General features: G+C 58.3%; 27 protein-coding genes. 15 read left to right on the top strand and 12 right to left on the bottom strand.

Features of this window, described 5'->3' with window-relative positions; all coding sequences use genetic code 11:
* Window positions 1–68: 68 nt before the first annotated feature.
* The 5 genes from AC13RC_RS28690 to AC13RC_RS28670 all read right to left on the bottom strand — a co-directional run bounded on the left by AC13RC_RS28690 (window position 69) and on the right by AC13RC_RS28670 (window position 4,598).
* Window positions 69–908, bottom strand: coding sequence for a lysophospholipid acyltransferase family protein (locus AC13RC_RS28690; protein ID WP_488559296.1), 840 nt, complete (start codon window positions 906–908; stop codon window positions 69–71).
* Window positions 909–1,051: 143 nt separating this feature from the next.
* Window positions 1,052–3,040, bottom strand: a complete 1,989-nt coding sequence (gene thrS / locus AC13RC_RS28685; RefSeq protein WP_488559295.1) for a threonine--tRNA ligase — start codon at window positions 3,038–3,040, stop codon at window positions 1,052–1,054.
* Window positions 3,041–3,169: 129 nt separating this feature from the next.
* Window positions 3,170–3,697, bottom strand: coding sequence for a DUF1697 domain-containing protein (locus tag AC13RC_RS28680; RefSeq protein WP_488559294.1), 528 nt, complete (start codon window positions 3,695–3,697; stop codon window positions 3,170–3,172).
* A 3-nt stretch (window positions 3,698–3,700) separates the two neighbouring features.
* Window positions 3,701–4,123, bottom strand: coding sequence for a membrane protein insertion efficiency factor YidD (gene yidD / locus AC13RC_RS28675; protein WP_488559293.1), 423 nt, complete (start codon window positions 4,121–4,123; stop codon window positions 3,701–3,703).
* Window positions 4,124–4,136: 13 nt separating this feature from the next.
* Window positions 4,137–4,598, bottom strand: a complete 462-nt coding sequence (locus AC13RC_RS28670; RefSeq protein ID WP_173002446.1) for an iron-sulfur cluster assembly scaffold protein — start codon at window positions 4,596–4,598, stop codon at window positions 4,137–4,139.
* 292 nt (window positions 4,599–4,890) lie between these two features.
* Between AC13RC_RS28670 and folE the strand changes: the two genes are divergently transcribed.
* The 3 genes from folE to AC13RC_RS28655 all read left to right on the top strand — a co-directional run bounded on the left by folE (window position 4,891) and on the right by AC13RC_RS28655 (window position 7,045).
* Window positions 4,891–5,502, top strand: coding sequence for a GTP cyclohydrolase I FolE (gene folE / locus AC13RC_RS28665; protein WP_075856928.1), 612 nt, complete (start codon window positions 4,891–4,893; stop codon window positions 5,500–5,502).
* 25 nt (window positions 5,503–5,527) lie between these two features.
* A complete protein-coding gene (hisI, locus tag AC13RC_RS28660) occupies window positions 5,528–5,977 on the top strand; it encodes a phosphoribosyl-AMP cyclohydrolase (RefSeq protein ID WP_488559292.1) in 450 nt (149 codons plus the stop codon).
* Window positions 5,978–6,085: 108 nt separating this feature from the next.
* Window positions 6,086–7,045: a patatin-like phospholipase family protein gene (locus tag AC13RC_RS28655; protein ID WP_069612235.1), complete on the top strand. Its 960-nt coding sequence runs from the start codon at window positions 6,086–6,088 to the stop codon at window positions 7,043–7,045.
* 99 nt (window positions 7,046–7,144) lie between these two features.
* On the opposite strand, the gene AC13RC_RS28650 is transcribed toward AC13RC_RS28655, so the two are convergent.
* Window positions 7,145–7,579 carry a CBS domain-containing protein gene (locus AC13RC_RS28650; protein ID WP_015339966.1) on the bottom strand — a complete coding sequence of 145 codons (435 nt, stop codon included), beginning with the start codon at window positions 7,577–7,579 and terminating at the stop codon, window positions 7,145–7,147.
* Window positions 7,580–7,744: 165 nt separating this feature from the next.
* Window positions 7,745–8,515 (bottom strand): rhomboid family intramembrane serine protease, encoded by a 771-nt coding sequence (locus AC13RC_RS28645; RefSeq protein ID WP_488559291.1) that lies wholly within the window; start codon window positions 8,513–8,515, stop codon window positions 7,745–7,747.
* A 317-nt stretch (window positions 8,516–8,832) separates the two neighbouring features.
* Between AC13RC_RS28645 and AC13RC_RS28640 the strand changes: the two genes are divergently transcribed.
* The 7 genes from AC13RC_RS28640 to AC13RC_RS28610 all read left to right on the top strand — a co-directional run bounded on the left by AC13RC_RS28640 (window position 8,833) and on the right by AC13RC_RS28610 (window position 15,370).
* Window positions 8,833–9,495: a PAS domain-containing protein gene (locus AC13RC_RS28640; RefSeq protein WP_488559290.1), complete on the top strand. Its 663-nt coding sequence runs from the start codon at window positions 8,833–8,835 to the stop codon at window positions 9,493–9,495.
* Window positions 9,496–9,577: 82 nt separating this feature from the next.
* Window positions 9,578–10,207, top strand: a complete 630-nt coding sequence (locus AC13RC_RS28635) for a PilZ domain-containing protein (protein ID WP_488559289.1) — start codon at window positions 9,578–9,580, stop codon at window positions 10,205–10,207.
* Window positions 10,208–10,278: 71 nt separating this feature from the next.
* Window positions 10,279–11,241 carry a prolyl aminopeptidase gene (gene pip / locus AC13RC_RS28630; protein ID WP_488559288.1) on the top strand — a complete coding sequence of 321 codons (963 nt, stop codon included), beginning with the start codon at window positions 10,279–10,281 and terminating at the stop codon, window positions 11,239–11,241.
* Between the two features lie 391 nt (window positions 11,242–11,632).
* Complete coding sequence (locus AC13RC_RS28625) at window positions 11,633–12,238, top strand: transglutaminase-like cysteine peptidase (RefSeq protein ID WP_113333845.1); 606 nt, start codon at window positions 11,633–11,635, stop codon at window positions 12,236–12,238.
* 336 nt (window positions 12,239–12,574) lie between these two features.
* Entirely contained in the window at window positions 12,575–13,345 is a 771-nt protein-coding gene (locus AC13RC_RS28620) for a hypothetical protein (protein ID WP_488559287.1), read from the top strand.
* A 117-nt stretch (window positions 13,346–13,462) separates the two neighbouring features.
* Entirely contained in the window at window positions 13,463–14,968 is a 1,506-nt protein-coding gene (locus tag AC13RC_RS28615; protein ID WP_113355699.1) for a serine hydrolase, read from the top strand.
* A gap of 126 nt (window positions 14,969–15,094) precedes the next feature.
* Entirely contained in the window at window positions 15,095–15,370 is a 276-nt protein-coding gene (locus AC13RC_RS28610) for a hypothetical protein (protein WP_069612243.1), read from the top strand.
* On the opposite strand, the gene AC13RC_RS28605 is transcribed toward AC13RC_RS28610, so the two are convergent.
* Window positions 15,367–15,801 (bottom strand): DUF1489 family protein, encoded by a 435-nt coding sequence (locus tag AC13RC_RS28605; RefSeq protein ID WP_092715857.1) that lies wholly within the window; start codon window positions 15,799–15,801, stop codon window positions 15,367–15,369. The genes AC13RC_RS28610 and AC13RC_RS28605 overlap by 4 nt on opposite strands.
* 108 nt (window positions 15,802–15,909) lie before the next feature.
* On the opposite strand from AC13RC_RS28605, the gene AC13RC_RS28600 reads away from it, so the two are divergent.
* Entirely contained in the window at window positions 15,910–16,929 is a 1,020-nt protein-coding gene (locus AC13RC_RS28600; protein ID WP_488559286.1) for a serine hydrolase domain-containing protein, read from the top strand.
* A 36-nt stretch (window positions 16,930–16,965) separates the two neighbouring features.
* On the opposite strand, the gene AC13RC_RS28595 is transcribed toward AC13RC_RS28600, so the two are convergent.
* On the bottom strand, window positions 16,966–18,375 hold the full coding sequence (locus tag AC13RC_RS28595; protein WP_488559285.1) for an L-serine ammonia-lyase: 1,410 nt from the start codon (window positions 18,373–18,375) through the stop codon (window positions 16,966–16,968).
* 198 nt (window positions 18,376–18,573) lie between these two features.
* Here AC13RC_RS28595 and AC13RC_RS28590 point away from each other — a divergent pair, with 198 nt between their 5' ends.
* The 3 genes from AC13RC_RS28590 to AC13RC_RS28580 all read left to right on the top strand — a co-directional run bounded on the left by AC13RC_RS28590 (window position 18,574) and on the right by AC13RC_RS28580 (window position 20,803).
* Window positions 18,574–19,266 carry a DUF599 domain-containing protein gene (locus AC13RC_RS28590; protein WP_069612246.1) on the top strand — a complete coding sequence of 231 codons (693 nt, stop codon included), beginning with the start codon at window positions 18,574–18,576 and terminating at the stop codon, window positions 19,264–19,266.
* Between the two features lie 61 nt (window positions 19,267–19,327).
* A complete protein-coding gene (locus AC13RC_RS28585; protein WP_488559284.1) occupies window positions 19,328–20,317 on the top strand; it encodes an acetyltransferase domain-containing protein in 990 nt (329 codons plus the stop codon).
* Window positions 20,318–20,329: 12 nt separating this feature from the next.
* Window positions 20,330–20,803 carry a methyltransferase family protein gene (locus AC13RC_RS28580; protein WP_488559283.1) on the top strand — a complete coding sequence of 158 codons (474 nt, stop codon included), beginning with the start codon at window positions 20,330–20,332 and terminating at the stop codon, window positions 20,801–20,803.
* Between the two features lie 22 nt (window positions 20,804–20,825).
* Here the strand turns inward: AC13RC_RS28580 and AC13RC_RS28575 are convergent, their stop codons facing one another.
* Window positions 20,826–21,215 (bottom strand): MerR family transcriptional regulator, encoded by a 390-nt coding sequence (locus AC13RC_RS28575; protein ID WP_069612249.1) that lies wholly within the window; start codon window positions 21,213–21,215, stop codon window positions 20,826–20,828.
* A gap of 444 nt (window positions 21,216–21,659) precedes the next feature.
* Here AC13RC_RS28575 and AC13RC_RS28570 point away from each other — a divergent pair, with 444 nt between their 5' ends.
* Window positions 21,660–22,154 carry a peptide deformylase gene (locus AC13RC_RS28570; protein WP_488559282.1) on the top strand — a complete coding sequence of 165 codons (495 nt, stop codon included), beginning with the start codon at window positions 21,660–21,662 and terminating at the stop codon, window positions 22,152–22,154.
* A gap of 60 nt (window positions 22,155–22,214) precedes the next feature.
* Here the strand turns inward: AC13RC_RS28570 and AC13RC_RS28565 are convergent, their stop codons facing one another.
* Window positions 22,215–22,751 (bottom strand): hypothetical protein, encoded by a 537-nt coding sequence (locus AC13RC_RS28565; RefSeq protein ID WP_488559281.1) that lies wholly within the window; start codon window positions 22,749–22,751, stop codon window positions 22,215–22,217.
* A 262-nt stretch (window positions 22,752–23,013) separates the two neighbouring features.
* A complete protein-coding gene (locus tag AC13RC_RS28560) occupies window positions 23,014–23,319 on the bottom strand; it encodes a hypothetical protein (RefSeq protein ID WP_113355704.1) in 306 nt (101 codons plus the stop codon).
* Window positions 23,320–23,332 lie beyond the last annotated feature (13 nt).

Genomic DNA, 23,332 nt, shown 5'->3' with positions numbered 1-23,332 from the left:
GTTTGATCGCCGGCTGGCGCTATCAGTGCAGTCACCGTTCGGTGATGAGAAGCTCGAACCCTTTCCGCTCACCCGGCCTTACGCCGCAGCATCTTTCTAGGGGGTGCCATGGAGAAGACCGCTCCATAGAGCTTCGTCAGCAGGTCCTTGCGGTCACTGCCCTCGCTGAGGGCCTCCCAGCTCCTGGGAGCACCGATATGCGCTGTTATGGTGCTGCCGGAGAGACGCCGGAATTCACGGATCAGCAGCGAGATCCGCAGGGTCATCGAGATGCGGCTCGCCAGATGGAACAGCCGGCCGTTCTGTCCTTCGAAATAGATGGGAATGACGCTCGCACGCGCGGCCTGGATGAGTTTTGCCGGGAATATCTTCCAAGGCAGATCCTCCGCCCGGCCGAAACCCTTCTTGGCGGTTGCAACGCCACCGGCCGGAAAGACGATGATCGTTGTGCCTTCCTTTAAGAGGCGAACAGCCTCATGCCGGGTCTTCATATTGATCGCCATCGCTTCCTTGGTCTCCTCGAAGGAGACCGGCAGCGAATAGTCGTGCATCTCAGGCACCTTCAGCAATTCGTTATTGATCAGAACCTTGAAGGGCCGCCCCAGTTGCTCGGCAAGCGCCAGCACCGCAATGCCGTCGCCGATGCCGTAGGGGTGATTGGCGACGATGACGATCGGCGCCTCGGGGATCTGGTTCGGCGGCCACTCGCCTTTGATGAGCAGGCGCACATTGATGAGATCAAGCATCTTGCCGAAAACCCGCTCGCTCTTGCCGACGATATCCGTGCGCCAGATATCGTAGAGCCGGGCGTAACGATCTCGGCCGGAAAGGCCTTCGATGGAGCGGATGAACCAGCGCTTGATCCGCGTGTCCCGTTCGTTGGCGTAGGATAATTCTTTGAATTCCAAGTGCGCGACGGGGCTGCCCCGCTCCTATGGTCTCAGTTGCGTCACATGCTGCAGCCACAGCAACGCGTTGATTCATCAATTATATGAAAGTCGTATGTCAGTTCTCTGACGGCACCCTGAAGGTGCCGCCAGATACAGAAGCGTCAAGCCGCCTTGACGCGCCGTGCTTCGCGCTTGCGCAGAATGTCCGGCGGCGTTGCTTCGAGAGCAAGCGACGCGATCGCTTCGTCCAGTGACATCGAGGTCTGCGATTGGCTGCCGAGGCGGCGGATGTTGACCGAACGTTCCTCGGCTTCCTTCTTGCCGCAGACGATGATGACCGGAACCTTCGTCACCGAATGCTCGCGGATCTTGTAGTTGATCTTCTCGTTGCGGAAGTCGGTCTCGACATCGAGGCCGGCGTCGCGCAACGCTTCCGCTACTTCTTCGCCGTAGGCATCGGCTTCCGAGGTAATCGTCGCCACGACGACCTGCAGCGGCGAAACCCACAGCGGCATATGGCCGGCAAAGTTCTCGATCAAGATGCCCAGGAAGCGCTCCATCGAGCCGCAGATGGCACGATGGATCATGACCGGCTGCGTCTTTTCGGAGTGCTGGTCGATGTAAAAGGCACCGAAACGCTCCGGCAGGTTGAAGTCGACCTGCGTCGTGCCGCATTGCCATTCACGGCCGATGGCATCCTTGAGCGTATATTCGAACTTCGGGCCGTAGAAAGCGCCCTCGCCCGGCAGAATGCCGGTCTTGATGCGGCCTTCGGACTGCGCCTCGATCGTCTTCAGCACGTCCATCATCACGCTTTCGGCGCGATCCCAGAGCTCGTCCGAACCGACGCGCTTGTCGGGGCGAGTCGAAAGCTTGACGACGATCTCCTTGAAGCCGAAGTCCTCATAGACCGACAGGATAAGATCGTTGATCTTCAGGCACTCAGCCGCCATCTGCTCGTCGGTGCAGAAGATGTGTGCATCGTCCTGCGTGAAGCCGCGCACGCGCATCAAACCATGGAGCGCGCCCGAAGGCTCGTAGCGATGCACGGCCCCGAATTCCGCAAGGCGGATCGGCAGTTCGCGATAAGACTTCAAGCCATGCTTGAAGATCTGGATGTGGCCGGGGCAGTTCATCGGCTTCAACGCAAAGACGCGATCGTCATCTGTATCGTCGCCGGCAACGGTGACCTTGAACATGTTGTCACGGTACCAGCCCCAGTGACCCGAGGTCTCCCAAAGCGACTTGTCGAGCACCTGCGGCGCGTTGACTTCCTGATAATCGCCCTGCAGTCGCCGGCGCATATAGGACACGAGCGTCTGGAACATGCGCCAGCCCTTGCCGTGCCAGAAGACGACGCCAGGGCCTTCTTCCTGGAAATGGAACAGGTCCATTTCGCGGCCGAGACGGCGATGGTCGCGCTTTTCGGCTTCGGCAAGAATGTGCAGATAGTTGTCAAGATCCGTCTGCTCGGCAAACGCCGTGCCATAGATGCGGGTCAGCATCGGATTGTTGCTGTCGCCACGCCAATAGGCGCCGGCAACCTTCATCAGCTTGAAGGCATTGCCGATCTGGCCGGTCGAGGCCATGTGCGGACCTCGGCAGAGATCGAACCAATCACCCTGGTAATAGATCTTCAGATCCTGACCTTCGGGGATGGCATCGACCAGTTCCACCTTGTAGCGCTCGCCCTTGGCGGCAAAGACTTCCCTCGCCTTCTCGCGCGACCATATTTCCTTGGTGAACGGCTTGTTGCGCTGGATGATCTCGCGCATCCGCTTCTCGATGACCGGGAGGTCATCGGGTGTGAAGGGCTCGTTCTTGGCGAAGTCGTAGTAGAAGCCGTTTTCGATGACCGGACCGATCGTCACCTGCGTTCCCGGCCAGAGCTCCTGAACGGCTTCGGCGAGAACGTGAGCAGTGTCATGGCGGATCAGTTCCAGCGCGCGGTCGTCCGAGCGGGTAATGATCTCGATCCTGCCGTCGGTCACCGGATCGGAAAGGTCGCGCACGGTGCCGTCTATAGCGATTGCGACAGCCTTCTTGGCCAGCGACTTGGAAATGGATTCGGCAACATCGCGCCCGGTCGTGCCGGCAGCGAAGCTGCGCACGGAATCATCGGGAAATGTCAGGGAAACGGATTGGGACATCGATATTCTCCTTGTCCAGTCCCGCCAACGAATGCGGGTGGTTTCGAAAGATAGGGACCAAGTAAATGCGTAACTTAAGTCCGCGCGCCTGATAGCTGTATTTCGCATTCTAGTAAAGGAAAAGCCGCGTTAGCTGCCGATCATCTCGGCTAAACCACGCACGGTGTTCCAGTTTCGCATCGTTCCGATGCCGAGCCGTTTTGTTGTCAAAGCCGGTAGCATTTTCGTCTCGCTGGCCTTGAGGCCGAAATCGATCCATAAATCGCCATCGACAACGGCCATGCGCTCGTCCTGCCGGTATTTCGCAAGCACATCGAGAATTTCGGGTTCGAGTGGCTGCCGCATCACCCGTACGATGACCTCGCTGCCGATCCCGTCGAGAAAGGGATTGCCGTCGGCGAGCCTCAGCCATGTATCGGCATCGCGGACGATGATATCGACATGCTTGCCGAAAGCCGTAGCAAAACCTGTCTCAAGCTGTGCCTCGACCGATGCGATTGATTGCGGCTCAGCTTCGAAAACAAGATTGCCAGTCGCAACAAGCGTTCGGGCATTGCGAAAGCCCAAACTCTCCGCCATGGCCTTGAGATCGGACATGATAACTCTGCGGCCTGGGCCAAGGACTATGCTGTAGAGCAGCGCGACATAAACTGCCAACGGTCAGGCAGCCTTTTGCCCAAGGCGGAAATAGCGCCAGGGCGTCCACCAATGATAGCGGCGCTCCAGCTCGCCGGGCACCGGATCGAGCCCGCTCGTCCCACCCGGTCCGCAGCGGGCGACGCGAAACAACGTCATCCAGCCGCCAGCCCAAAGCCCATGGCGCGCTACTGCCTCATAGCCATATTCCGAGCAGGTCGGGATGTGGCGGCAGGAGTTGCCGATGAAGCCGGAAAGCGTCAGTTGATAAAGGCGAATGAGGCCCATGCCGAGGAGCCGGTCCGGTGTTTTGCGGAAAGGTCCGGCATAATTGCGCGACTTCATCGCCATGTCGCCGCCTAGTGATGCATCGCGCCGCGCGCGCTTGGAGGGTGCAGCACCGCCCTCGTCTTCATCGTCGTCCTGCATGAGACAGAATTGGCACATGGTCAGCGCCCGCTCAGACGGCTTCAGCCGTTTTGGCATTTCCGCCTTGACGCGCCGCCTCGATCTGCCCGATCGCGTCCACAACGGCATCGAATGTCAGCATGGTCGAAGCGTGACGGGCCTTGTAATCCCTGACCGGCTTTAGATAGCGCATGTCTTCGAAACGCCCCTCAGGCCCCTCGCCGTCGGCCTTGAGCATGGCGAGCATATCCTCGCGGGCCTTGCGTACTTCGTCTGCAGTAGCGCCGACCACATGGCGCGCCATGATCGAAGATGACGCCTGGCCGAGCGCACAGGCCTTGACGTCATGGGCAAAATCGGTCACCACATCGCCGTCCATTTTCAGCCAGATTTTTACGCGAGAACCGCACAGTCTGGAATGGGCCTGGGCACTGGCATCGGCGTCAGGAAGACTGCCGATGCGGCCGATATTGCCGGCAAACTCTAGGATTTTGCTGTTGTAGATGTCGTCCATCACAGATTTTGCTCCGATGCACCTGTTCGTGTTTCGTAACAAAAAACACAGCGTGTCCGTTTAGGACACTTTCACAGGGACAATGCCATACTATATGTATGTCGTTCGAAGACCATCGAAATGCAATGGTCTTCTGTAAGTTTGATGGGAAACCGTGCAGGACGGCAGGCTTGTCCGCCAGCCAGAACGCCCCGGAGCCCGCCAAAGGTACAAAATCTCCGTACCTCGGGGAATGCCAGTGGCGAGTCCGACAAGATGATATCCGCACAGCGGATCAGGAGAACCACAGGTAATGGACGCCATTGTAAAGAACTTTCCGCAAGTCACTGATTCCGAACGCCCGTCGCAGCAGGAAGCTGAAGACGCAATCCGCGTTCTCCTTCGCTGGGCCGGCGATGATCCGCGTCGCGAAGGCCTGCTCGATACGCCTGCGCGCGTTGCCAAGGCCTATCGCGAGCTGTTCGGCGGCTACGAGCTGAATCCCGAGGATGTGCTCGGCCGCACTTTTGAAGAAGTCTCGGGCTACGACGATATCGTTCTTGAGCGGGACGTCCCGTTCTATTCGCATTGCGAACATCATATGGTGCCGATCATCGGCAAGGCGCACGTCGCCTATCTGCCGAGCGGTCGTGTCCTCGGCCTGTCGAAAATCGCCCGTGTCGTCGATATTTTTGCGCGCCGACTGCAGACGCAGGAAGCCATGACGGCCCAGATCGCCAATGCGATCGACGAGTCCCTGCGTCCGCGCGGCGTCGCCGTGATGATCGACGCCGAACATATGTGCATGTCCATGCGCGGCATAAAGAAGCAGGGTTCCTCGACGCTGACGATGACCTTCACGGGTGCCTTCAAGGCCGATCCGGCCGAGCAGGCTCGTTTCATGTCCTTGGTCCGGGGTCGCTGACCGGGCTTCAACGAAAGAGCCGGAAATGAACCTGATTTTCAATGCTCCTTCCGAAGATAAAGCCGAGTTGGAGGATGCAGGCGATTTCACGCCCCGTTTCGACGATCGCGGCCTGATCACCGCGATCGTGACGGATGTACATGATGGTGAATTGCTGATGGTCGCGCACATGAATGCCGAGGCGCTCGCGCTGACGATCAAGACCGGCACGGCGCATTATTTCAGCCGCTCGCGCGGTAAGATCTGGAAAAAAGGTGAAACCTCCGGAAACCTTCAGACGGTGAAGGAAATCCGAACGGATTGCGATCAGGATGCAATCTGGCTGAAAGTGGAGGTCGCCGGACATGATGCGACGTGCCATACTGGCCGCCGTTCCTGCTTCTACCGAACAGTTGAGCTCGAAGATGGGAAGCCGGTGCTGAGCGTGGTCGACGATCACCTGCATTTCAATCCGGAAGAAGTCTACAAGCAGTAGACCTATCGGTGATGGTGTTTCAACAAGCCACAACCAGTATACGATTTGGAAACGAAAAAGGGACAGTATTTTAGCCGAGGCACACGGAGCCTCGGAGGAGGCGTAAAAATGCTGAATTGGGGGTTGAATCGTCACATCGGCGGACAGAGCTCGACCGGTTCAGGCCTTACGCAGGATACGTCTACCCCGCTTCTCCCTCCCGCCCCTCCAAAAAAAGTAAAGATTGCCTTGGCGCTTGGCGGTGGTGCTGCGCGTGGCTGGGCGCATATCGGTGTTTTGCGCGCACTCGACGAAGCCGGCATTGCAGTCGGCATGATTGCCGGTACGTCGATCGGCGCCCTCGTTGGTGGCTGCTATCTTGCAGGTAAGCTTGACGAGCTCGAGGCCTTCGCGCGTTCGCTGACCATGCGGCGCATCGCCAGCCTGCTCGACCTCACCATCGGCGGAAGCGGATTGTTCGGCGGCATGCGGCTCACCAAGCGCATGCAGGAACATCTGGAAGGATTATCCATCGAAGATCTCGACCGCCCCTTCGTGGCCGTCGCGTCGGAGTTGAACACAGGCCATGAAGTCTGGATTGCCAACGGCTCTCTCATCACTGCGCTCAGGGCATCATATGCCCTGCCCGGCATCTTCGAGCCGGTACGCTCCAACGGCCGTACGCTGGTCGATGGCGCCCTGGTCAATCCGGTGCCGGTTTCGGTCTGCCGAACTTATGAACAGACGTTGGTGGTTGCGGTAAACCTTCACTACGATCTCTATGGCCGGTCCGCGGTGGTCAAGCACAATGTCGGCTCGCCCAACGGCGATCTGCTGCGCCGCGAGGATGCGCCCGCCATGAAACTTGGCATGACGGGTGTCATGGTGCAGGCTTTCAACATAATACAGGACAGAATTGCGCGTGCGCGCCTTGCCGGCGATCCGCCCGATCTGGCGTTGCATCCGCGCCTCAGCGATATCGGCCTTTCGGAATTTCATCGTGCTGGCGAAGCAATAGAACGCGGCTATGAGGAAGCATCGGCAAGATTGACCGAGATCCGGCGCATGCAAGAAGCCTACGCGCGTTAAGCCTTGAAAAACGCAATCGGCGCTTTGCTGGGAATTCAGGCCGTTGCTTACCGCAGGCGATCCACCGCGCCGATTGCTTCGGTCACGCCGAACCGCTTCTTACCCGGCGATATAGGCCTTGATCTGCTCGGCCTCGAGTTCGATCTCACGGATGCGCCATTTGACGACGTCGCCTATGGAGATGATGCCGGAAAGCTTGCCTTTCTCCTCAACGGGAACGTGACGGAAGCGGCGCATCGTCATCAGTTCCATCAATTCGTCGGTCGTCGTATCTTCCTTGCAGCGATGCACCTTGGCCGTCATCATCGATGCGATCGGCTTGTCGAGGCATTCCTGCCCCTGCTTGGCAACGGCATTGACCACATCCCGTTCGGTGAAGATACCGGAAATCTTGCCGCCCGGTCCGACGACCACGATGGCGCCGATGCGATTCTCATTGAGAATCTTCGCGGCCTCGGCAACGGTCGTATTACCGCCCGTCGTCACGACGTCGCGGCCCTTGGCTTCAAGTATGGCCTTTACGGAAACTGACATTCGATCCTCCCATCTCGAAAGCATGATGAACACCTGAAGCGTCCGATATGTTCCGAAATTACCCCCGGAGCTCAAACCGGCGCCTCGCCCGTCGGTCGGTCGATCTCCTCATCCAACGATCGACGGATAGCAATGGTGCGCCTGTGTCAGTCAGAAAGCAACAGCTCATTCATCGAGTGGTAAAGCTTCCTGAGCTTCCACGGGCGGCTGCCGGTCGAAGGGTGCAAAAAGCAGGAATCCGAACAGGAATCCGCCAATATGAGCATCCCAGGCCACCGGCTGCGAGCTGTCGCCCGCAAGATTGATGCCGAAGGCGACGAGTGCATTACCGGCGACCCACATGACGATATAGGCGACGACGGTACGGCTTCGAAGCGACTCCAAGATGCTGAGTCGCGGATTGAGATGCGCCTGCCGCATGGAAACTCTGCGACCGTCCATGGCCGGAAACGCAAAGCGGCAAGCTGCCCCCATCAGCGCCGAGACGACTCCGGATGCACCGATCAAAAGCGTCTGGTCTCCCCAATAAAGCGCTGCATGCAGGAAGGCGGAAGCGGCGGACGAAAAAATCCAGAAAATCACATAGCGCAGCGCGCCGATGCGTCGCGCCACGGGCGCGGCAAAGACCATCAGCCAGAGACTGTTGAAGACGATATGCTCGATCCCGCCATGCAGTAGCGAATAGGTGACCGGCGTCCAAAGCCATTCCAGCCCCTGCTGCGACAAGGGGAAGGCATAACGGGCCGGGATGAAGCTGAAGGTGAAATAAATCCAGTTCAACGTATCGTCCGACCACGAGGGCAGGTTCATGACCGCGAAGATGACGATCAGAACAGCAAGACTCGCCAGAATCGCGGGAGGCAGATTGAAGGCGGGCACATGCTGCTGCGGCCGCGGATTTTCCGGCTCTGGGCGCGGCAGCTGTTCATCGTCCATGTCTTGCTCGGCTTATCAATAGAGGTCTTCGACACATACCGCAGCAAAAATCAAAAAAAAAGCCGCCCGCAGTATGGGGCGGCGCGCCGGGATGCTCCTCTCCGGCTTGGACCACGCTGGTCCATCCGGCGCCCGGGAAATTCGTGCTGAAGGTCACTTGGTGAAGTGATGAACAAAGCCTTACACCGACCATCGGGCGGAGCAAGCGAAACCCCTTGTTAACCCTAATGGCCCGGTTCTGGCATGGAATTCGCAACGGTGGAGTCGAGGGCAATGAATGCCTTTGTATTTGAAATGAAATGGGACACGGACGCATTATGCGCCAGAAGACGAGCATCGATATATTTACCTATTGGGAGCATATACGCGGCAACGCTGATGCCCCCTTGCGCAATTTGATACAGCCATCGGCGATCGGACATATTCTTCCCGAGCTGTTCATCCTGGAAAACACGGCCGACGACAATCCCCGCTTCCGTCTGGCCGGTACGGCGATCTGCAACCTCATGGGGCGCGAGATTCGCGGCGAGAATTTCGCGGCGCTCTGGGCTGGCAGCCAGCAGGACGATCCGGTGCACATCGCCGCCGGCGTGATGAGGCACGTGGTTCCCGCATCGATCCATGCAACGGGATATTGCATCAGTGGCCGCAGCATGACCTTCGAGCTGATATTGCTGCCAATTCGAACATCGAGCGACACTTGCGACAGACTGCTCGGCTGCCTCACGCCCACCGTTTACACGACATGGCTCGGCAATGAGCGCCTGGAATTTCTGGCGCTGGACCGCAGCCGCCTGCTTCGCGACCGCCCCGTCCGGCTCGTGAATGCGCCGCCGCATCCCGATCCGACAGATCTTCTGCCGCATCAGCGAAGCACCAGCCTGGGCGAATGGATGCGCCGAAAGTTAATTCAAGCAAAAAATGGGCGCGAGAGAGCTGGAATTGACCCAGCTCGGAACAAAATCGACGATCATCTCTAAGCCATGCCTTGGGAAAGACAACCTTACTTTAAGGAGTTGCGGCTAATAGTTGGAAGAGACGCAATAGGGTTCAAGACGCTTCATGCACTCATTCCAGCCGGCCCATGCGACGCGGCCCAACCAAATGCCAGGCAATGCTGTTCGCAATGATCAGCGGACCTTTCAACGGGTTCCGATCAATATGCAGGGTCGCCTGATGCTGGCTAATTATGAGGAGTTCGAGTGCCTGGTCACCGAGATGTCGCCGGGCGACCTTCATGTCACCTGCCTGGGACGTCCGCGCGCCGACGAGCGCGTTGTCGCCTATATCGATCACCTTGGCCGCGTTGAAGGCAATGTCGTTGCCGTCGATGGCCGCGGTTTCACCATGTCGATCAATGCGACCGAACGGAAACGCGAAAAGCTTGCCGCCCAATTGACCTGGCTTGCCAACAAGCACGAACTCGGCCTGCCGGAAGATCGCCGCCATGATCGCCTGACGCCGCGCAACACCCGCTGCGAGCTTACGCTCGACGACGGTACGCAATATGTCTGCCGCATCATGGACCTCTCGCTCTCGGGTGCCGCGGTCGATGTCGAAATACGCCCTACGATCGGGACGCCGGTGCGCCTCGGCAATATGCGTGGCCGCGTCGTCCGCCATTTCATGGAAGGCGTGGCGATCGAATTCCTTTCGCTGCAGTCGCGCGAGACCTTGCGCGAATTTCTCTGATATTGTCATCCTCCTGTCACGCGGCGTCGCGAAACAGCGATGCCTGTCTTCTTCTCAACGCGTGACGGCGAATGCTTTACCCGGATACAATTCCTTTTGACGAAGGCCTGCTTGAGGTCGGTGACGGCCAGCGGATTCATTGGACGCAATCAGGCAACCGGCCAGGCAGGCCTGTCCTTATCCTGCACGGCGGTCCGGGTTCAGGAAGTTCGGCCGGAACGCGGCGTTATTTTGACCCGCATTACTATCGAATCATTCAGTTCGACCAGCGCGGCTGCGGCGGCAGCCTTCCGCATGCGTCGGAACCGGCGATCGATCTCTCGGCCAACACCACATGGCATACGATTGCCGATATCGAGCAATTGCGGTTGCGTCTCGGCGTTGAAAGCTGGATCGTCTTCGGCAATTCCTGGGGCTGCACGCTTGCGCTCGTCTATGCCGAAACCCATGCGCAACGGGTGGAAAGCTTGCTCCTCGTCGGCATTACCATGACGAGACAATCAGAAATCGATTGGCTCTATCAAGGTCTTGGCCGGTTCTTTCCGGAGCAATGGGCACGCTTTCGCGCTGCCGTGCATGAAGAGGATCGCGACGGTGATCTCGTCGCTGCCTATTATCGCCTCCTGCTTAACCCAGATCCCGCAATCCACGTGAGAGCCGCAAGAGACTGGCACGAATGGGAGGGCGCCTCGATCCTGATCGATCCGCGCGAGACCCTCCCATCTCGGTGGTCCGATGCTCGCTATCTGACGGCCCGTGCCCGGATCATCACCCACTACTTCCACCATCTGGGCTGGCTCGAGGAACGGCAGATCCTGCGCGACATCCATCGGCTCGCCGGTATCCCCTGCACGATGATCCAGGGGCGGATGGATCTCGAGGCGCCGCTGGTAACAGCCTGGGAATTGTCGCAAGCATGGCCAGAGGCGGAACTGGTGATCGTTGCGAACGCGGCCCACTCGCCGGCCGTCGCGGAGATGGCTGCCGCGATCATTCGCACAACCGACGGGCCTCGCCCCAACGGCCGACAATAAAAATCAAAAATATTTTTTGAGCCGGCTTTCCCAAAATGGGACAGATCGAGGTTCTTGCGGTCATTTCCGGCACTCGGCAGGCCTATCGCAAGGTGGGCTCTGTATCAATACAACACGGTTGGTGCCCAAATCTGCACCCGGACGTTAACGATCCTCATTGTTGAAAACCGTTCCGAAACAGCCGGATACCAAACTCTCGCTTTGCTGCACTTCATACCAAAATTCCTCAAATTTTAATCGAATTTGCCGCAAACTTGAATCAAGTTTTCTGCGTGTTTTATGAGAATTTTCTCCAGATTTGATTCAACTAAACCATTAATTTAACTGCGCAATTTTGCGTCAGATAAAATCACGCGTGTCATTCTGATCCCAATAAAACAGGGACAGGGACATGAACTTTCAAATCGCACTTCGCGGCCTTGCCGCTCTGGCGCTTTCCGCTCTTGGCTTCTTCGGTGCGGCCCAGGCGGCACCCGCCAACATGACGATAACAGGCGACGCTGCTCCTCCGATCGGCCATTACGAATTCTGCAAGGAAAATCCGCGGGAATGCGCCTATTCCGGTGGCGATGCAGGGCCGATGATCCTCAATGAGGATAGCTGGAAGACGATTCTGAAGGTCAATTACACGGTCAATACCACCATCAAGCCGATGACCGATATGGAGCTTTACGGCGTTGAGGAAAAGTGGGCGATCCCGACCACCGCCGGTGACTGCGAGGATTTCGCGCTCCTGAAGCGCAAGCAGCTCATCGATGCCGGCTTCTCGCCTTCCGATCTGCTCATGACCGTCGTGCTGCAGCCGAACGGTGAAGGCCATGCCGTTTTGACCGTCCGCACGGATCGCGGCGATTTCATTCTCGATAACATGCGCAACAAGGTGAAGCTCTGGTCCGAAACCGAGTATACCTTCCTCAAGCGCCAGTCCGCCGACCACCCGGCTCGCTGGGTCAAGATCCAGGATGGCCGCGCCGTCGCAGTCGGCAGCTTGAAATAAGCGTTCTTCACACAGGATCATCGGCGACCTAGCGTCGATGGTCAAAGTCAGAGGCCCGGTCTCGTCCCCTGATTTCTGTCCAGGCCGGTGCCTCTGAGCCGTTCCCACTGTCCCAGGGAACGGCTCTTTTTCGTTTGATGAGTGGGCCTAAAGCTAAGGCTGAAAATACCCGAAGAATTTAAGTGCGCCATTAGCATGGCTTGCGACACATATTTAACCGTCGGTTAACCATCGTGGCGCCAATCATCATTTCCAACGAGACTCAAAAAAGTCAGGCGCCGCGAGGCTTTGCCGTCGATGATGGCGACCTGAGCGGAAGGAAATGAAGGCAAGAGTATGGCTCCTCCTCTGTCATCCGCCGCAATGATCGAAGAAAGACCGCTGATATCGAGCGGCTTTGTCTATGGGCTCACGGCCGGTGTCGCCGTTCTGGCAGCCTTGACCGTAGCCATATCCGTTGGTGGACACTGGCTTGGTGAGAAAATTTCGCTGGCAGGGCATACGACGGATACCAAGCCCATCTCTGTCACGATCGGCGACGACACAATGCGTCTGGCTGCAAACACCATTCGCTTTCCGAGCGAGCGTTCGGACGGTATGGCCGAACGTGTCGATCTCTATCTGACCTGGCCGCAGATGCAGGGCTATAGCGAAGCCGATCGCATGCGTTTCGACGATATCTCGCAATCGTCCTCACTGATCTTCCTGCAAATCAGCCAGAGCACGATGTCCCATGACATGTCCGGCCGGCTCGGTCCGATCTATTCGCAACTGATGGATGGGGCGGCCTATGCCGGCCCCTTCGGCCTGACCGCACATCGGCTTCGTGCGGATGCCGGCTACAACGACGAAATCCTTCTGACGGCGCCGCGGCCTGACGAGACCGATTATGTCGTGCGCTGTCTCCTGCCCTCCTCGCCCACGCTGACAACCAGCGGCGATTGCCAGAGGGACATCAAGGTCGGTAAGGATTTGAGCGTTCTCTACCGCTTTTCCAGCAATCAGCTGGGTGACTGGCGCGCCATGGATGCCGCGGTCCAGAACTTCGTCAAAACGCGTCTTGTGGATAATGCCGTACCTGCGACGACAGCTGTGGGCGGCCGCTAAAATGGCGCAGAAACCTGAAACCAACTGTTCATCATAAACCGATTGGTAACGCTAAGCCTCTACTGTCGAACGGAATGGCCGTTCATGGAGGCGGCGGCCGGATAATCGAGAATGTAAATGCAAGCAGAGAGTGATTTAGTGTCCAGATCCATTCTTTCCGTTTCGTCGTCTCAAACCGGTAAGATTCTGGCGAGAGCGCTTGTTGGTTTTTCGATCGCAACGGCGACAGTCACGGTGACTGTCATTGACGCGAGCGCGGCCGGTCCGAAATATGCCGGTATCGTCATCGATGCCAATACCGGCAACGTTCTCTACAGTGAAAACGCCGACACGCTGCACTACCCGGCCTCGCTGACCAAGATGATGACGGTCTATCTGACCTTCGAAGCACTCGAAGCCGGCCGCATCACCCTCGACACCCCCGTCGTGTTTTCGAAGAACGCTGCAGCACAGGCTCCGACCAAGCTCGGTATTGGAGCCGGCCGCTCCGTGACTGTTCGCGAGGCAATCCTCGGCATCGTCACCAAATCTGCCAATGATGCAGCAATGGCGCTTGGCGAAATGCTTGGCGGTTCGGAGGAAGGCTTTGCCCGGATGATGAACGATAAGGCGCGGGCGCTCGGCATGACGCGCACGACCTATCGCAACCCGAACGGCCTGCCGAACACGGCGCAGATGACGACGGCGCGCGATCAGGCCCGCCTTGGCATCGCCTTGCGCGAGCATTTCCCGGAATATTACGGTTTCTTCTCCGAAACGAGCTTCCGGCTGGGCAATCGCACGATCCTCGGTCACAATCGCCTGGTTGGCTCCGTGCGCGGCGTCGACGGCATCAAGACTGGTTACACGCGTGCCGCCGGCTATAATCTCGCAACCTCCGTGAAAGTCGATGGTCGCTCCATCGTTGGTGTCGTCCTTGGCGGCGCTTCGACGCCGGCTCGTGACAACCAGATGCGCAAGCTGATCGCTGACTATCTGCCTAAAGCATCGACAAAGCATATTGATTCCAATGTGATCGCACAGGTCCCGGCCGCAACGCCCAATGTGCAGGCAGCCAGCGCACGCATGGCGGATATCAGCCGCGCGAAGATCAAGAATGGCGGAACGACCGAAGTCGCCGATTCCAACCCTTCCAGTGCGGCGGCCTTCGCAGCGGTAACGCCGCAGTCTTCCTCCTCCAATCCACTGCTTTCGGCGAAACCGGAGCCCGTGAAGCGGCCAGCCTATGACGAAACGGCCTCCGCCGGATCGTCGGACGATGCCGATGAGGATGAGATCGATACCGTAACGACCGCATCAACCTCCAAGAGCGATACGAATCTCGCGAAGCTGCAGCGGACCGAAAAGACAGAGAAGGTTGCAAAAGCAGCCAAAGGCGAGCGCGGGCCGACTGGCTGGGTCGTGCAGATCGGCATTTCCTCCAGTAAGGATGGCGCAACCGACCTGCTTGATACGGCTAAGACCAAGGGTGGCAAGGCGTTGCGTTCGGCAAAGCCCTATACAGTCGCCTTCGATGGCGGTTACCGCGCCCGTTTTGGTGGTTTCGAAGATCAGAGCGAAGCGGTGAATGCCTGCAAGGCGCTCAAGCGAGCCGGCGTCAAGTGCTGGGCGAGCACGGAATAGGAATGTGGCCGGTGTTTTCGCGCCGCATGATTTGAAGATTGGTCGGGCCTTCTGTTGCGCCCGATCCTCCGGTTCCGAATGTCAAACGGGCCGGCCCTGAGTTTGTAACGTGTACGGGGTTTTGAAATGGCAATGAACGAGAACTTTCCCGGTTTCTCGCTCGACGGCGGGGGCAAGATGAAACCGAAGGGCTTTGCTCTTCATCCGCTGCATGAGGCGGCGATGCGGCTAGCGGACCTAGGTCTCAGCCGTTCGCGTTCGCGCAACAAGACGAAAGACCTGATCGGCATCCTGCTTTGCCATGGCGCACGCGCCTGGCGTTATTCGCAGCCGGAAGCGCATATTCATCTGCACATCACCGCCCCGACCGGCCGTGCGCCGATCATGATGCGACTGCGTTAAAGCAATCCGAGTTCGGAAAGTTCCCGCCGTAGATCGGCGGGCAATTCGGCTGCCGCGCCGAGACTGTCGAGATCGCGCGGCACGTCGTCCTGCGGCAGGTACCGCCAGCCCTGAAATGGCCGCTTCGGCTGCCCTGTCGTCTCGACAACGCTCGGGTCGAGAATAAGCCGGCAGCGCTGAATGCCGTCCGCGTCGGTGAAGGTCTCGATGCCAAGCAATTTCTGCCGCGCCTGCACCTGCCCTTTGATCACCCAATAAAGCGAACCGCCGTCCAACAGCTCGTCTACCCGTTTCGGCACCATGCGCGTCGTGTGGGTTGTATGCGGCTCGAGCCCAGCAGCAATGGCGTTCATTGCTCGCTCGGAAACCCATTCGCGCAGATCATCCAGCGAATCCGCGCCCACGCACAATTTAATGAGATGCAAAGCCATAATGCCGTTGAAGTCCTTTTGACCGGCAGCGTCAAGCTTTCCACTGCGGACATCCACAGAGTGGGTAACATCACCTGAAAGCGCAAGAGGTGATTCTCGGAGGCGATTATGGGCGGTGCATCGGATTACCCGGCCAATGAGTGGACAACAGTGGATGATCCAGGCCAGTTCGGCTGGTCCAGTACTGCGCTCGCGAACGCCTACCGTTATGCGCAGTCGATCGGATCGTCCGCGATCATGATCGTGCAAGATGGCTTGATTATGAGCTCGTGGGGTAAGATTGCCGACGTGACCGGCATCGCCTCCATGCGCAAAAGCCTGTTGAATGCATTGATTGGCACGCATGAGATCGAGGGCACGATCGATTTGGCAATGACTCTGGCCGAACTGGATATCGATGATTGCGAACCAGCGCTGACACCGAAAGAGAAGCAGGCGACGATCGCTGATCTTCTGATGTCGAGGTCGGGTGTTTATCATGCTGCCGCCGATCAGGACCCGGCACTTTTGCCTGCCCGAGGTATCCATGCTGTCGGAGAGCAATGGTTTTACAATAATTGGAGCTTCAATGTCCTGGGCGTCATCCTCCAGCAACTGAGTGGCGTTCCGATTGCCGAGGATTTTTTCCGTCGTATTGCGATCCCGCTTCAGATGCAGGATTTGCGGCCGGAACACTTCTATTTCAAGACGATTCCTCAATCGCTACATCCTGCCTATAAGATCAGAATGTCCGCGCGTGACCTGGCGCGCCTGGGCGTGCTTCTGGCGAATGACGGCCGATGGCGCGATGCGCAAATCATTCCGGCGGAATGGATCAGCAGAAGCATCGCGCCTTATACGGATCTCGGGCGAGGTGCAGGTTTCGGCTATAGCTGGTGGATCGGGCGATACGCATTGCAGCCGCCAGCCGCATCCGACTGCGAAGTTGTCAAAGACAAGCCATTCTACTGGGCATCCGGCATGGGAAACCAATATCTCATGGTGTTTCCGGACTTAGCGACGGTCCTGGTTCACAGAGTAAGCGACACCAATAATGGGCCGAGCAGCGCTCAAATCGAGCAATTGCAAACCATGCTTTTGGGAAGCCGCGTGGCCGGCATCCCCCTCACCACGCCTATAAGCAAATGATCTACTCCCAAGATCGCGCTTCGACCTTGGGCCACATCAGCATTCCACGACATTGACGGCGAGGCCGCCAGTCGAAGTTTCCTTGTATTTCTCGCTCATGTCGTGACCCGTCTGGCGCATGGTTTCGATGCAGGCGTCGAGTGGTACGAAATGCTGGCCGTCGCCCTTGATCGCAAGCGAAGCGGCAGTGACCGCCTTGACCGCACCAAGCGCGTTACGCTCGATGCAAGGCACCTGCACCAGGCCGGCGATTGGGTCGCAGGTCATGCCGAGGTGATGTTCAAGCGCGATTTCCGCGGCATTCTCGATCTGCTCCGGCGTCGCCCCCATGACAGCGGCAAGTCCCGCAGCCGCCATCGCGGCCGCCGAGCCCACCTCGCCCTGACAGCCGACTTCGGCGCCTGAGATCGAGGCGTTGTGCTTGATGATGCCGCCGACGGCGGCGGCGGTCAGAAGATAGTTGCGAATGCCGTCCTGATCCCAATCCTCGTGGAAATGCTGATAATAGCGGATCGTTGCCGGAATGACGCCGGCCGCTCCGTTGGTCGGCGCTGTGACCACGCGGCCGCCGGCCGCATTCTCTTCATTGACGGCCATGGCGTAGACGCTGAGCCAGTCATTGGCGAGCAGCGGATTGATGCGGTTGCTACGCCATTCTTCCTGCAATTTATCATGGATGGCACGCGCACGCCGGCGCACCTTCAGGCCACCAGGCATGATGCCATCGACCTTGAGGCCACGATCGATGCAGCTGCTCATGGCCGCCCAGATGCGGTCGAGGCCGGCATCCAGCTCTTCGGCGCTCATATGCGTCTCTTCATTGGCGCGCTTCATTTGCGCAATCGAAAGGCCGGAACGCTCGGACATTTCGAGCATCTGCTTGGCGCTGGCGAAGGGGAACGGAACACGCTCGCCGGCTGGGGCAGGCTTTTTCCGGTCGGCCTTCATCTGCTCCAATTCTGTATCGGTGACGACGAAGCCGCCGCCGACGGAATAATAGATGCGCTTGACCAGTAGGCGCTCGTCCTTGTCGAAGGCAGAGAAGCTCATGCCGTTGGCATGACCGGGCAGCGGCACCTTCTTGTCGAAGATGAGATCTGTCTTGGGCTGGAATCGATAGACCGGATGGCCTGGCGGCGTGATGCGCCCGCTACGCTCCACTTCGTCGATAATGGCATCCATATGATCGGGATCGACACTATCAGGCTTTTCGCCCATCAGGCCGAGAATAACCGCCCTGCCCGTGCCGTGGCCAATGCCCGTGTGGGCGAGCGAGCCATGCAAGCTGACCTTGATCGACTCGATATGCACATTCGAAGACGGACGCGGCCATTCGTTCGAAAGAACGAGGTCGAGGAAGCGATTCGCGGCCGACATCGGCCCCATCGTGTGCGAGCTGGACGGTCCCACACCGATCTTGAACACATCAAAAACTGAGAGAAACATGGACCTTTGGTGCCTCCAGGCAAATCGATTTCCGGCAAGGCTACGCTATCGGGGCAAGCTTGCACGGCGATTGGCCGACATCGGATTTCATGGCAGCGACATTACATATAGGCATTCGGGGAAGCAAACAGAAGGCCATTGCACGCAGCCCGCGCTGCGCTACAGTCCACATCGGATTGATCTGGAGAATCTCCCTTTATGACGACTGCCGACTATGTCGCCCTCGCCCTCTTCATCCTTCTCTGGGTCGCGCTGAACTGGATCGTCAGCAGCGCCAGCTTCTTCAATCGTACAAGCCTGACGCTGGCGATGAACGAGCGTCGCCGCGAATGGATCTACAACTCCCTTCGCCGCGACCTGAAGATGATCGACACGCAGATCCTCTCAGGCCTGCAGAACGGCACCGGCTTCTTCGCCTCCACCTCGATCTTCGCCATCGGCAGCTGCTTTGCGTTGCTCGGCGCCACCGACAAGATCAATGCCTTCTTCTCCGACATGCCCTTCATCTTCAACGGCGGCCGGACAGCTTTCGAAATCAAGGTGGCCGGGCTTGCCTGTCTCTTTGGCTATGCCTTTTTCAAGTTCGGCTGGGCCTATCGCCTATTCAATTACTGCACCATTCTCTTCGGCTCCCTGCCGATGCTGGAAGATGCCATTCGTGATCCCGTGCGTGCCGAACGCGCCGCCGAGCGGGTCATCCGCATGAACATCATCGCGGCCCGGAATTTTAACTCCGGCCTGCGAGCCATTTTCCTGTCGATTGGCTATCTCGGCTGGTTTCTGAGCCCTTACGTTTTCATGGTCACGACCATGTTCATCATCATCGTGCTGGTCCGCCGGCAGTTTTTTTCCGATGCCCGTCTGGCCATTATGGATAGCGATGTGCCATGACATGCTCGCGCCGTCTCAAGCGGCGCTCGTGATCTGAGTTCATGCCTGGAAGGACCCGCCAATGGTCGCTATCGCCGAGAGTGCCGATGCACCGCAAAAGACGCCCCGCATCGGCATTCTGGACACGGCGCGCGGCGTCGCACTCCTGGCCATGGCAAGCTATCACTGCACCTGGGATTTCGAGTTCTTCGGCTATCTCGATTCCGGCACGGCGGAAACAGGCTGGCTGAAGCTTTACGCCCGCGCGATCGCCAGCACCTTCCTGTTTCTGGCAGGATTCAGCCTTGTGCTTGCCAATACGCCGGAGATTCGCTGGCGCTCCTACTGGCGACGACTGGGCATGATCGTGGCGGCCGCCGCTGCCATTTCCCTCGTCACCTTCATCGGCATGCGCGACGAGTGGATATTCTTCGGCATCCTGCACAGCATCGCGGCGGCAAGTCTCATTGGGCTCCTATTCTTGCGTCTGCCGGCACTTGCCACGCTTCTCGTCGCAATCGTGCTTGCCGTCGGTATTGTCGTCGACAATGTCATTGCGCCTCTATCGCTGCATTCGACATTTTTCGACGTGCCCTGGCTCTGGTGGGTGGGGCTTTCGGAAAACATCCGGCGCTCGAATGACTATGTGCCGCTTTTCCCATGGCTGACGCCATTCCTGTTCGGCGTCGGCGTGGCGCAATTGGCGACATCTCTTGGCTGGCTTAGATGGTTGGCAAAATTCGGCCCCGGCCGCAATCTCATTGCCCGGGCCGGTCGGCACAGTCTGATCTTCTATCTGCTGCACCAGCCGGTGCTGTTCGGCCTCGTCTACCTTTTGTCACTGGTCGCACCGGCTCCGCCTCAGGACGCGACCGTCGGCTATATCAGGCAATGCGTGGCCTCCTGCACCCGGTCGGGCAGCGAATCCATGTGCCGCAGCTTCTGCCAATGCACACTCGATAAATTACAAGCCCAGAATCTTTTCAAACCATTGGAATCCGGGGCGATCAAAGCAGATAGCGATGAACGTGTAAGCCGAATCGCGATACAATGTACGGATGAAGCGCAATGACAGGGTTATTCTATGAATGCCTATCGTTCGAAGTCGCTGAGTTTTCCGTGGCCGCCGCTGCTCTATAGCCTCGCCGTCATGGCAGCGCTGTATCTGCAGCGGGTGTATCCCTTGCCGTTGCCCTTTGTCTGGGCGCTTGTTTCTTGGATGTTTGGCGCGCTTCTGACCGCCTTCGCCGTGACGCTGAACGTCTGGGCCGTCAAGACGCTCCTAGAGCGCCGCACGACCGTTCTGACGCAGCGCTGTACGGCGCATCTGGTGACGACTGGCCCCTTTCGCTTCACCCGCAACCCGACCTATCTCGGCTATACCTTGCTGACCGCGGGCCTCGGCATGCTGATCGGCAATCTCTGGTTCCTGGCGATGGCGGCCCTGGCGGCTGCCTTGACGACATTGCTCGTCATCCGTTGCGAAGAGATGCATCTCCTCTCGCGATTCGGCTGTGAGTTCGAATTCTATTGCAAGCGGACGCGCCGCTGGCTTTGACAAGCTGAAGGCCTGGTCGCGATCACGTCCCGACGCCAATTTCGGCGAGACGTCCAAGGCAAGCTTCTTCGACATTGTCGAGTTCGCTCAGCGTATCGTCGATATCCTTGCGCTTTTGGCGCAGCTCATCGCGCTTCTCATCGACGCGCTTCATCAGCAGCTTGAGCTGACCGATTTCGCCCGGAGGCTCTTTATAGACCTGAATGATCTCGCGAATCTCGGCAATGGTGAAGCCGATGCGGCGGCCGCGCAGGATTTCCATGATCAGACGCCGGTCAGCCGGACGGAACAGGCGCGTACGGCCCCTGCGCTCAGGGTGGATGAGACCCTCGTCCTCATAGAACCTCAAGGTCCGAGTCGAAACCCCGAATTCCCGAGTAAGCTCCGTTATGCTATAGTATCCGTCGACCAAGAATCCGCCCCTATCTGCTGTCCATGATAATATTGACTTTTACGTAATAGTCAATTTTCGCGGGTTGCAGTCAGTTCCCGACCCACCAGTGCCGCCCAAAACCACAGGCTCGCAAGCCCCGAGAGGGCAAAATTCCTCGTAAATTCGATGGGAACGGTCATAAAAGCAGAGGACGCCTCAGCCATTCGATGCACGAATCATGCGATGGAGGTTCGAATGGCGGAATGCGGTGATTGCATCTTCAGCAATGGCAGACGTCATTCGGCTAGAAGGCCTCCGGCTCGCCCGACGTCCCTTATGGGGCTCGATTGAAATCGATGTAAAACAAGTGGATGATGGAAAAAGCTCATAGGGAAAGCGCAGCCATCGGGACGGTGGCATTGCAACCACCTTCCCCTTATTCTGGCAGCCTCCTGCCTATGTCTTCCATCCGTAGAGGGTCCCATGCCGGTTCGCCCCATCATCCGCTTTCCCGATCCGCTACTACGAACCGCCTGCGCTGCTGTCACCGCCTTCGACGACGATCTGCGAGCGCTCGTCCACGACCTGCTGGATACGATGCGGGCTGCGCCCGGCGTTGGCATCACAGGCCCGCATATCGGCGTCCTCAAGCGAGTCGTCGTGATTGAACTCAGCCGCGAGGATGGCGTGCGCACCTATATCAATCCGGAAATCCTATGGTCGTCGCCGGAAACCATGCGGCATACGGAGGGCAGCGTTTCCATGCCCGGAGTGACGGAAGAGATCGTCAGGCCGAAATCGATCCGCTTTCGCTATTGGGATGTCGCCGGCGAGGTCCATGAAGCGGAGGCGCACGACTTTCTGGCCATCTGCCTCCAGCACGAGATCGACCAGCTGGACGGCATTTTCTGGCTGCAGCAGCTTTCCAAGCTCAAGCGCGACCGGCTTGTCAAAAAATGGGAAAAGATGCGGGCTTGATCTCCATAAAAGGAAACGGGCGCCCAAAGGCGCCCGCTCCGTAATCGCTTGGCTTCTCAATCAGCCCTTGAGCTTGGAATTGCAAAGGCTGTAGTAGCCGCCGCCCTTCTGAATCCACTTCAGACCGCCGAGCGAATTGCTGGTCTTGGCGGCGTTGTATGCATCGACGCAGGTGTGGAAGCGGGCTTTGCCGGGCGTCTCGGTAGCATATTTGGGGTCGACCTTTGCCGGGAAGGTTACGCCAGCTGGCGCAGCCGTCGTCGGCTTTGCCGGTTCGGCTGCCGGCGGCTTCGTCGCGTCGGGCTCGCTGGCATCGACCTTGGCAGCCGCAGTGGTCTTCGCCGGCTTGGCAGGCGTCGTAGCCGCTGGTGTGGTGGCTGCGGGAGCGGTGGTCGTAGTGGCGCTGGCGTCCGCACTGCACTGCGTTGCGCGGAAGTCATTCCACTTCTGGCCGTTCAAGGTACCAGCGGTCTTGGCCGCTTGGTATTTGGCGCTGCACTCTTTCATGGTAAGCGCAGAAGCCGAAGAAGCGAGGCCCATCGAGCCTACAACTGTGAGAGACGCAAGAGACATCAACAGGATGGCACGACTTGTCATTGGCATATCCTCCGCTCTATGACGAATGTCGAAACTATTAATCGTATCGTCCATATCGATTGTCAATCGACGCGCGATCTGGGGGCGACGGAAGACACCATATGCGGACGAACATGAACGCAAACTGTACAAAAATAGCCATCGAAAAGAGTGGCTTGGCTGGGCTGACAATCCTTGATGGCGGTTCGCCGGCGCGCTGAGTGCAGCTGGAGGTAGAAAGAGACCGCAACCCCGATCTGGCACATTGATCGGCATGATTCTGCTATTCGCAGGTCAGCGATGCGCTTGGGCTGCAATAGCACTCATAACGGGGAGCCGGGCAGGTTGCGGTCGCGAGGCTGAAATCCTGGCAATTGCATTGGACGTGAAACTGTTGATCTGCCGTTGCGGATGTCGCGCTGTAGATCGAAAAGCCGGTGCCGATATCGGCCGGACGAGACCCGACGCTGAAGGAATAGGTCGAAGCTGCGCTTTGCGGCGGCGAGTTATTCTGCTGACCCCACGCCATCAATGGAAGGCAGAGCACACCGAAGATGGCAAGCAATAGCCTTGACGACGATTTGGCCATATCTCGCGCCCAC

Source organism: Martinezella sp. CNPSo 3890 (assembly GCF_057784455.1).
The sequence above is the reverse complement of the archived record's forward strand: the minus strand, read 5'-3'. Positions and strand labels throughout refer to the sequence as shown.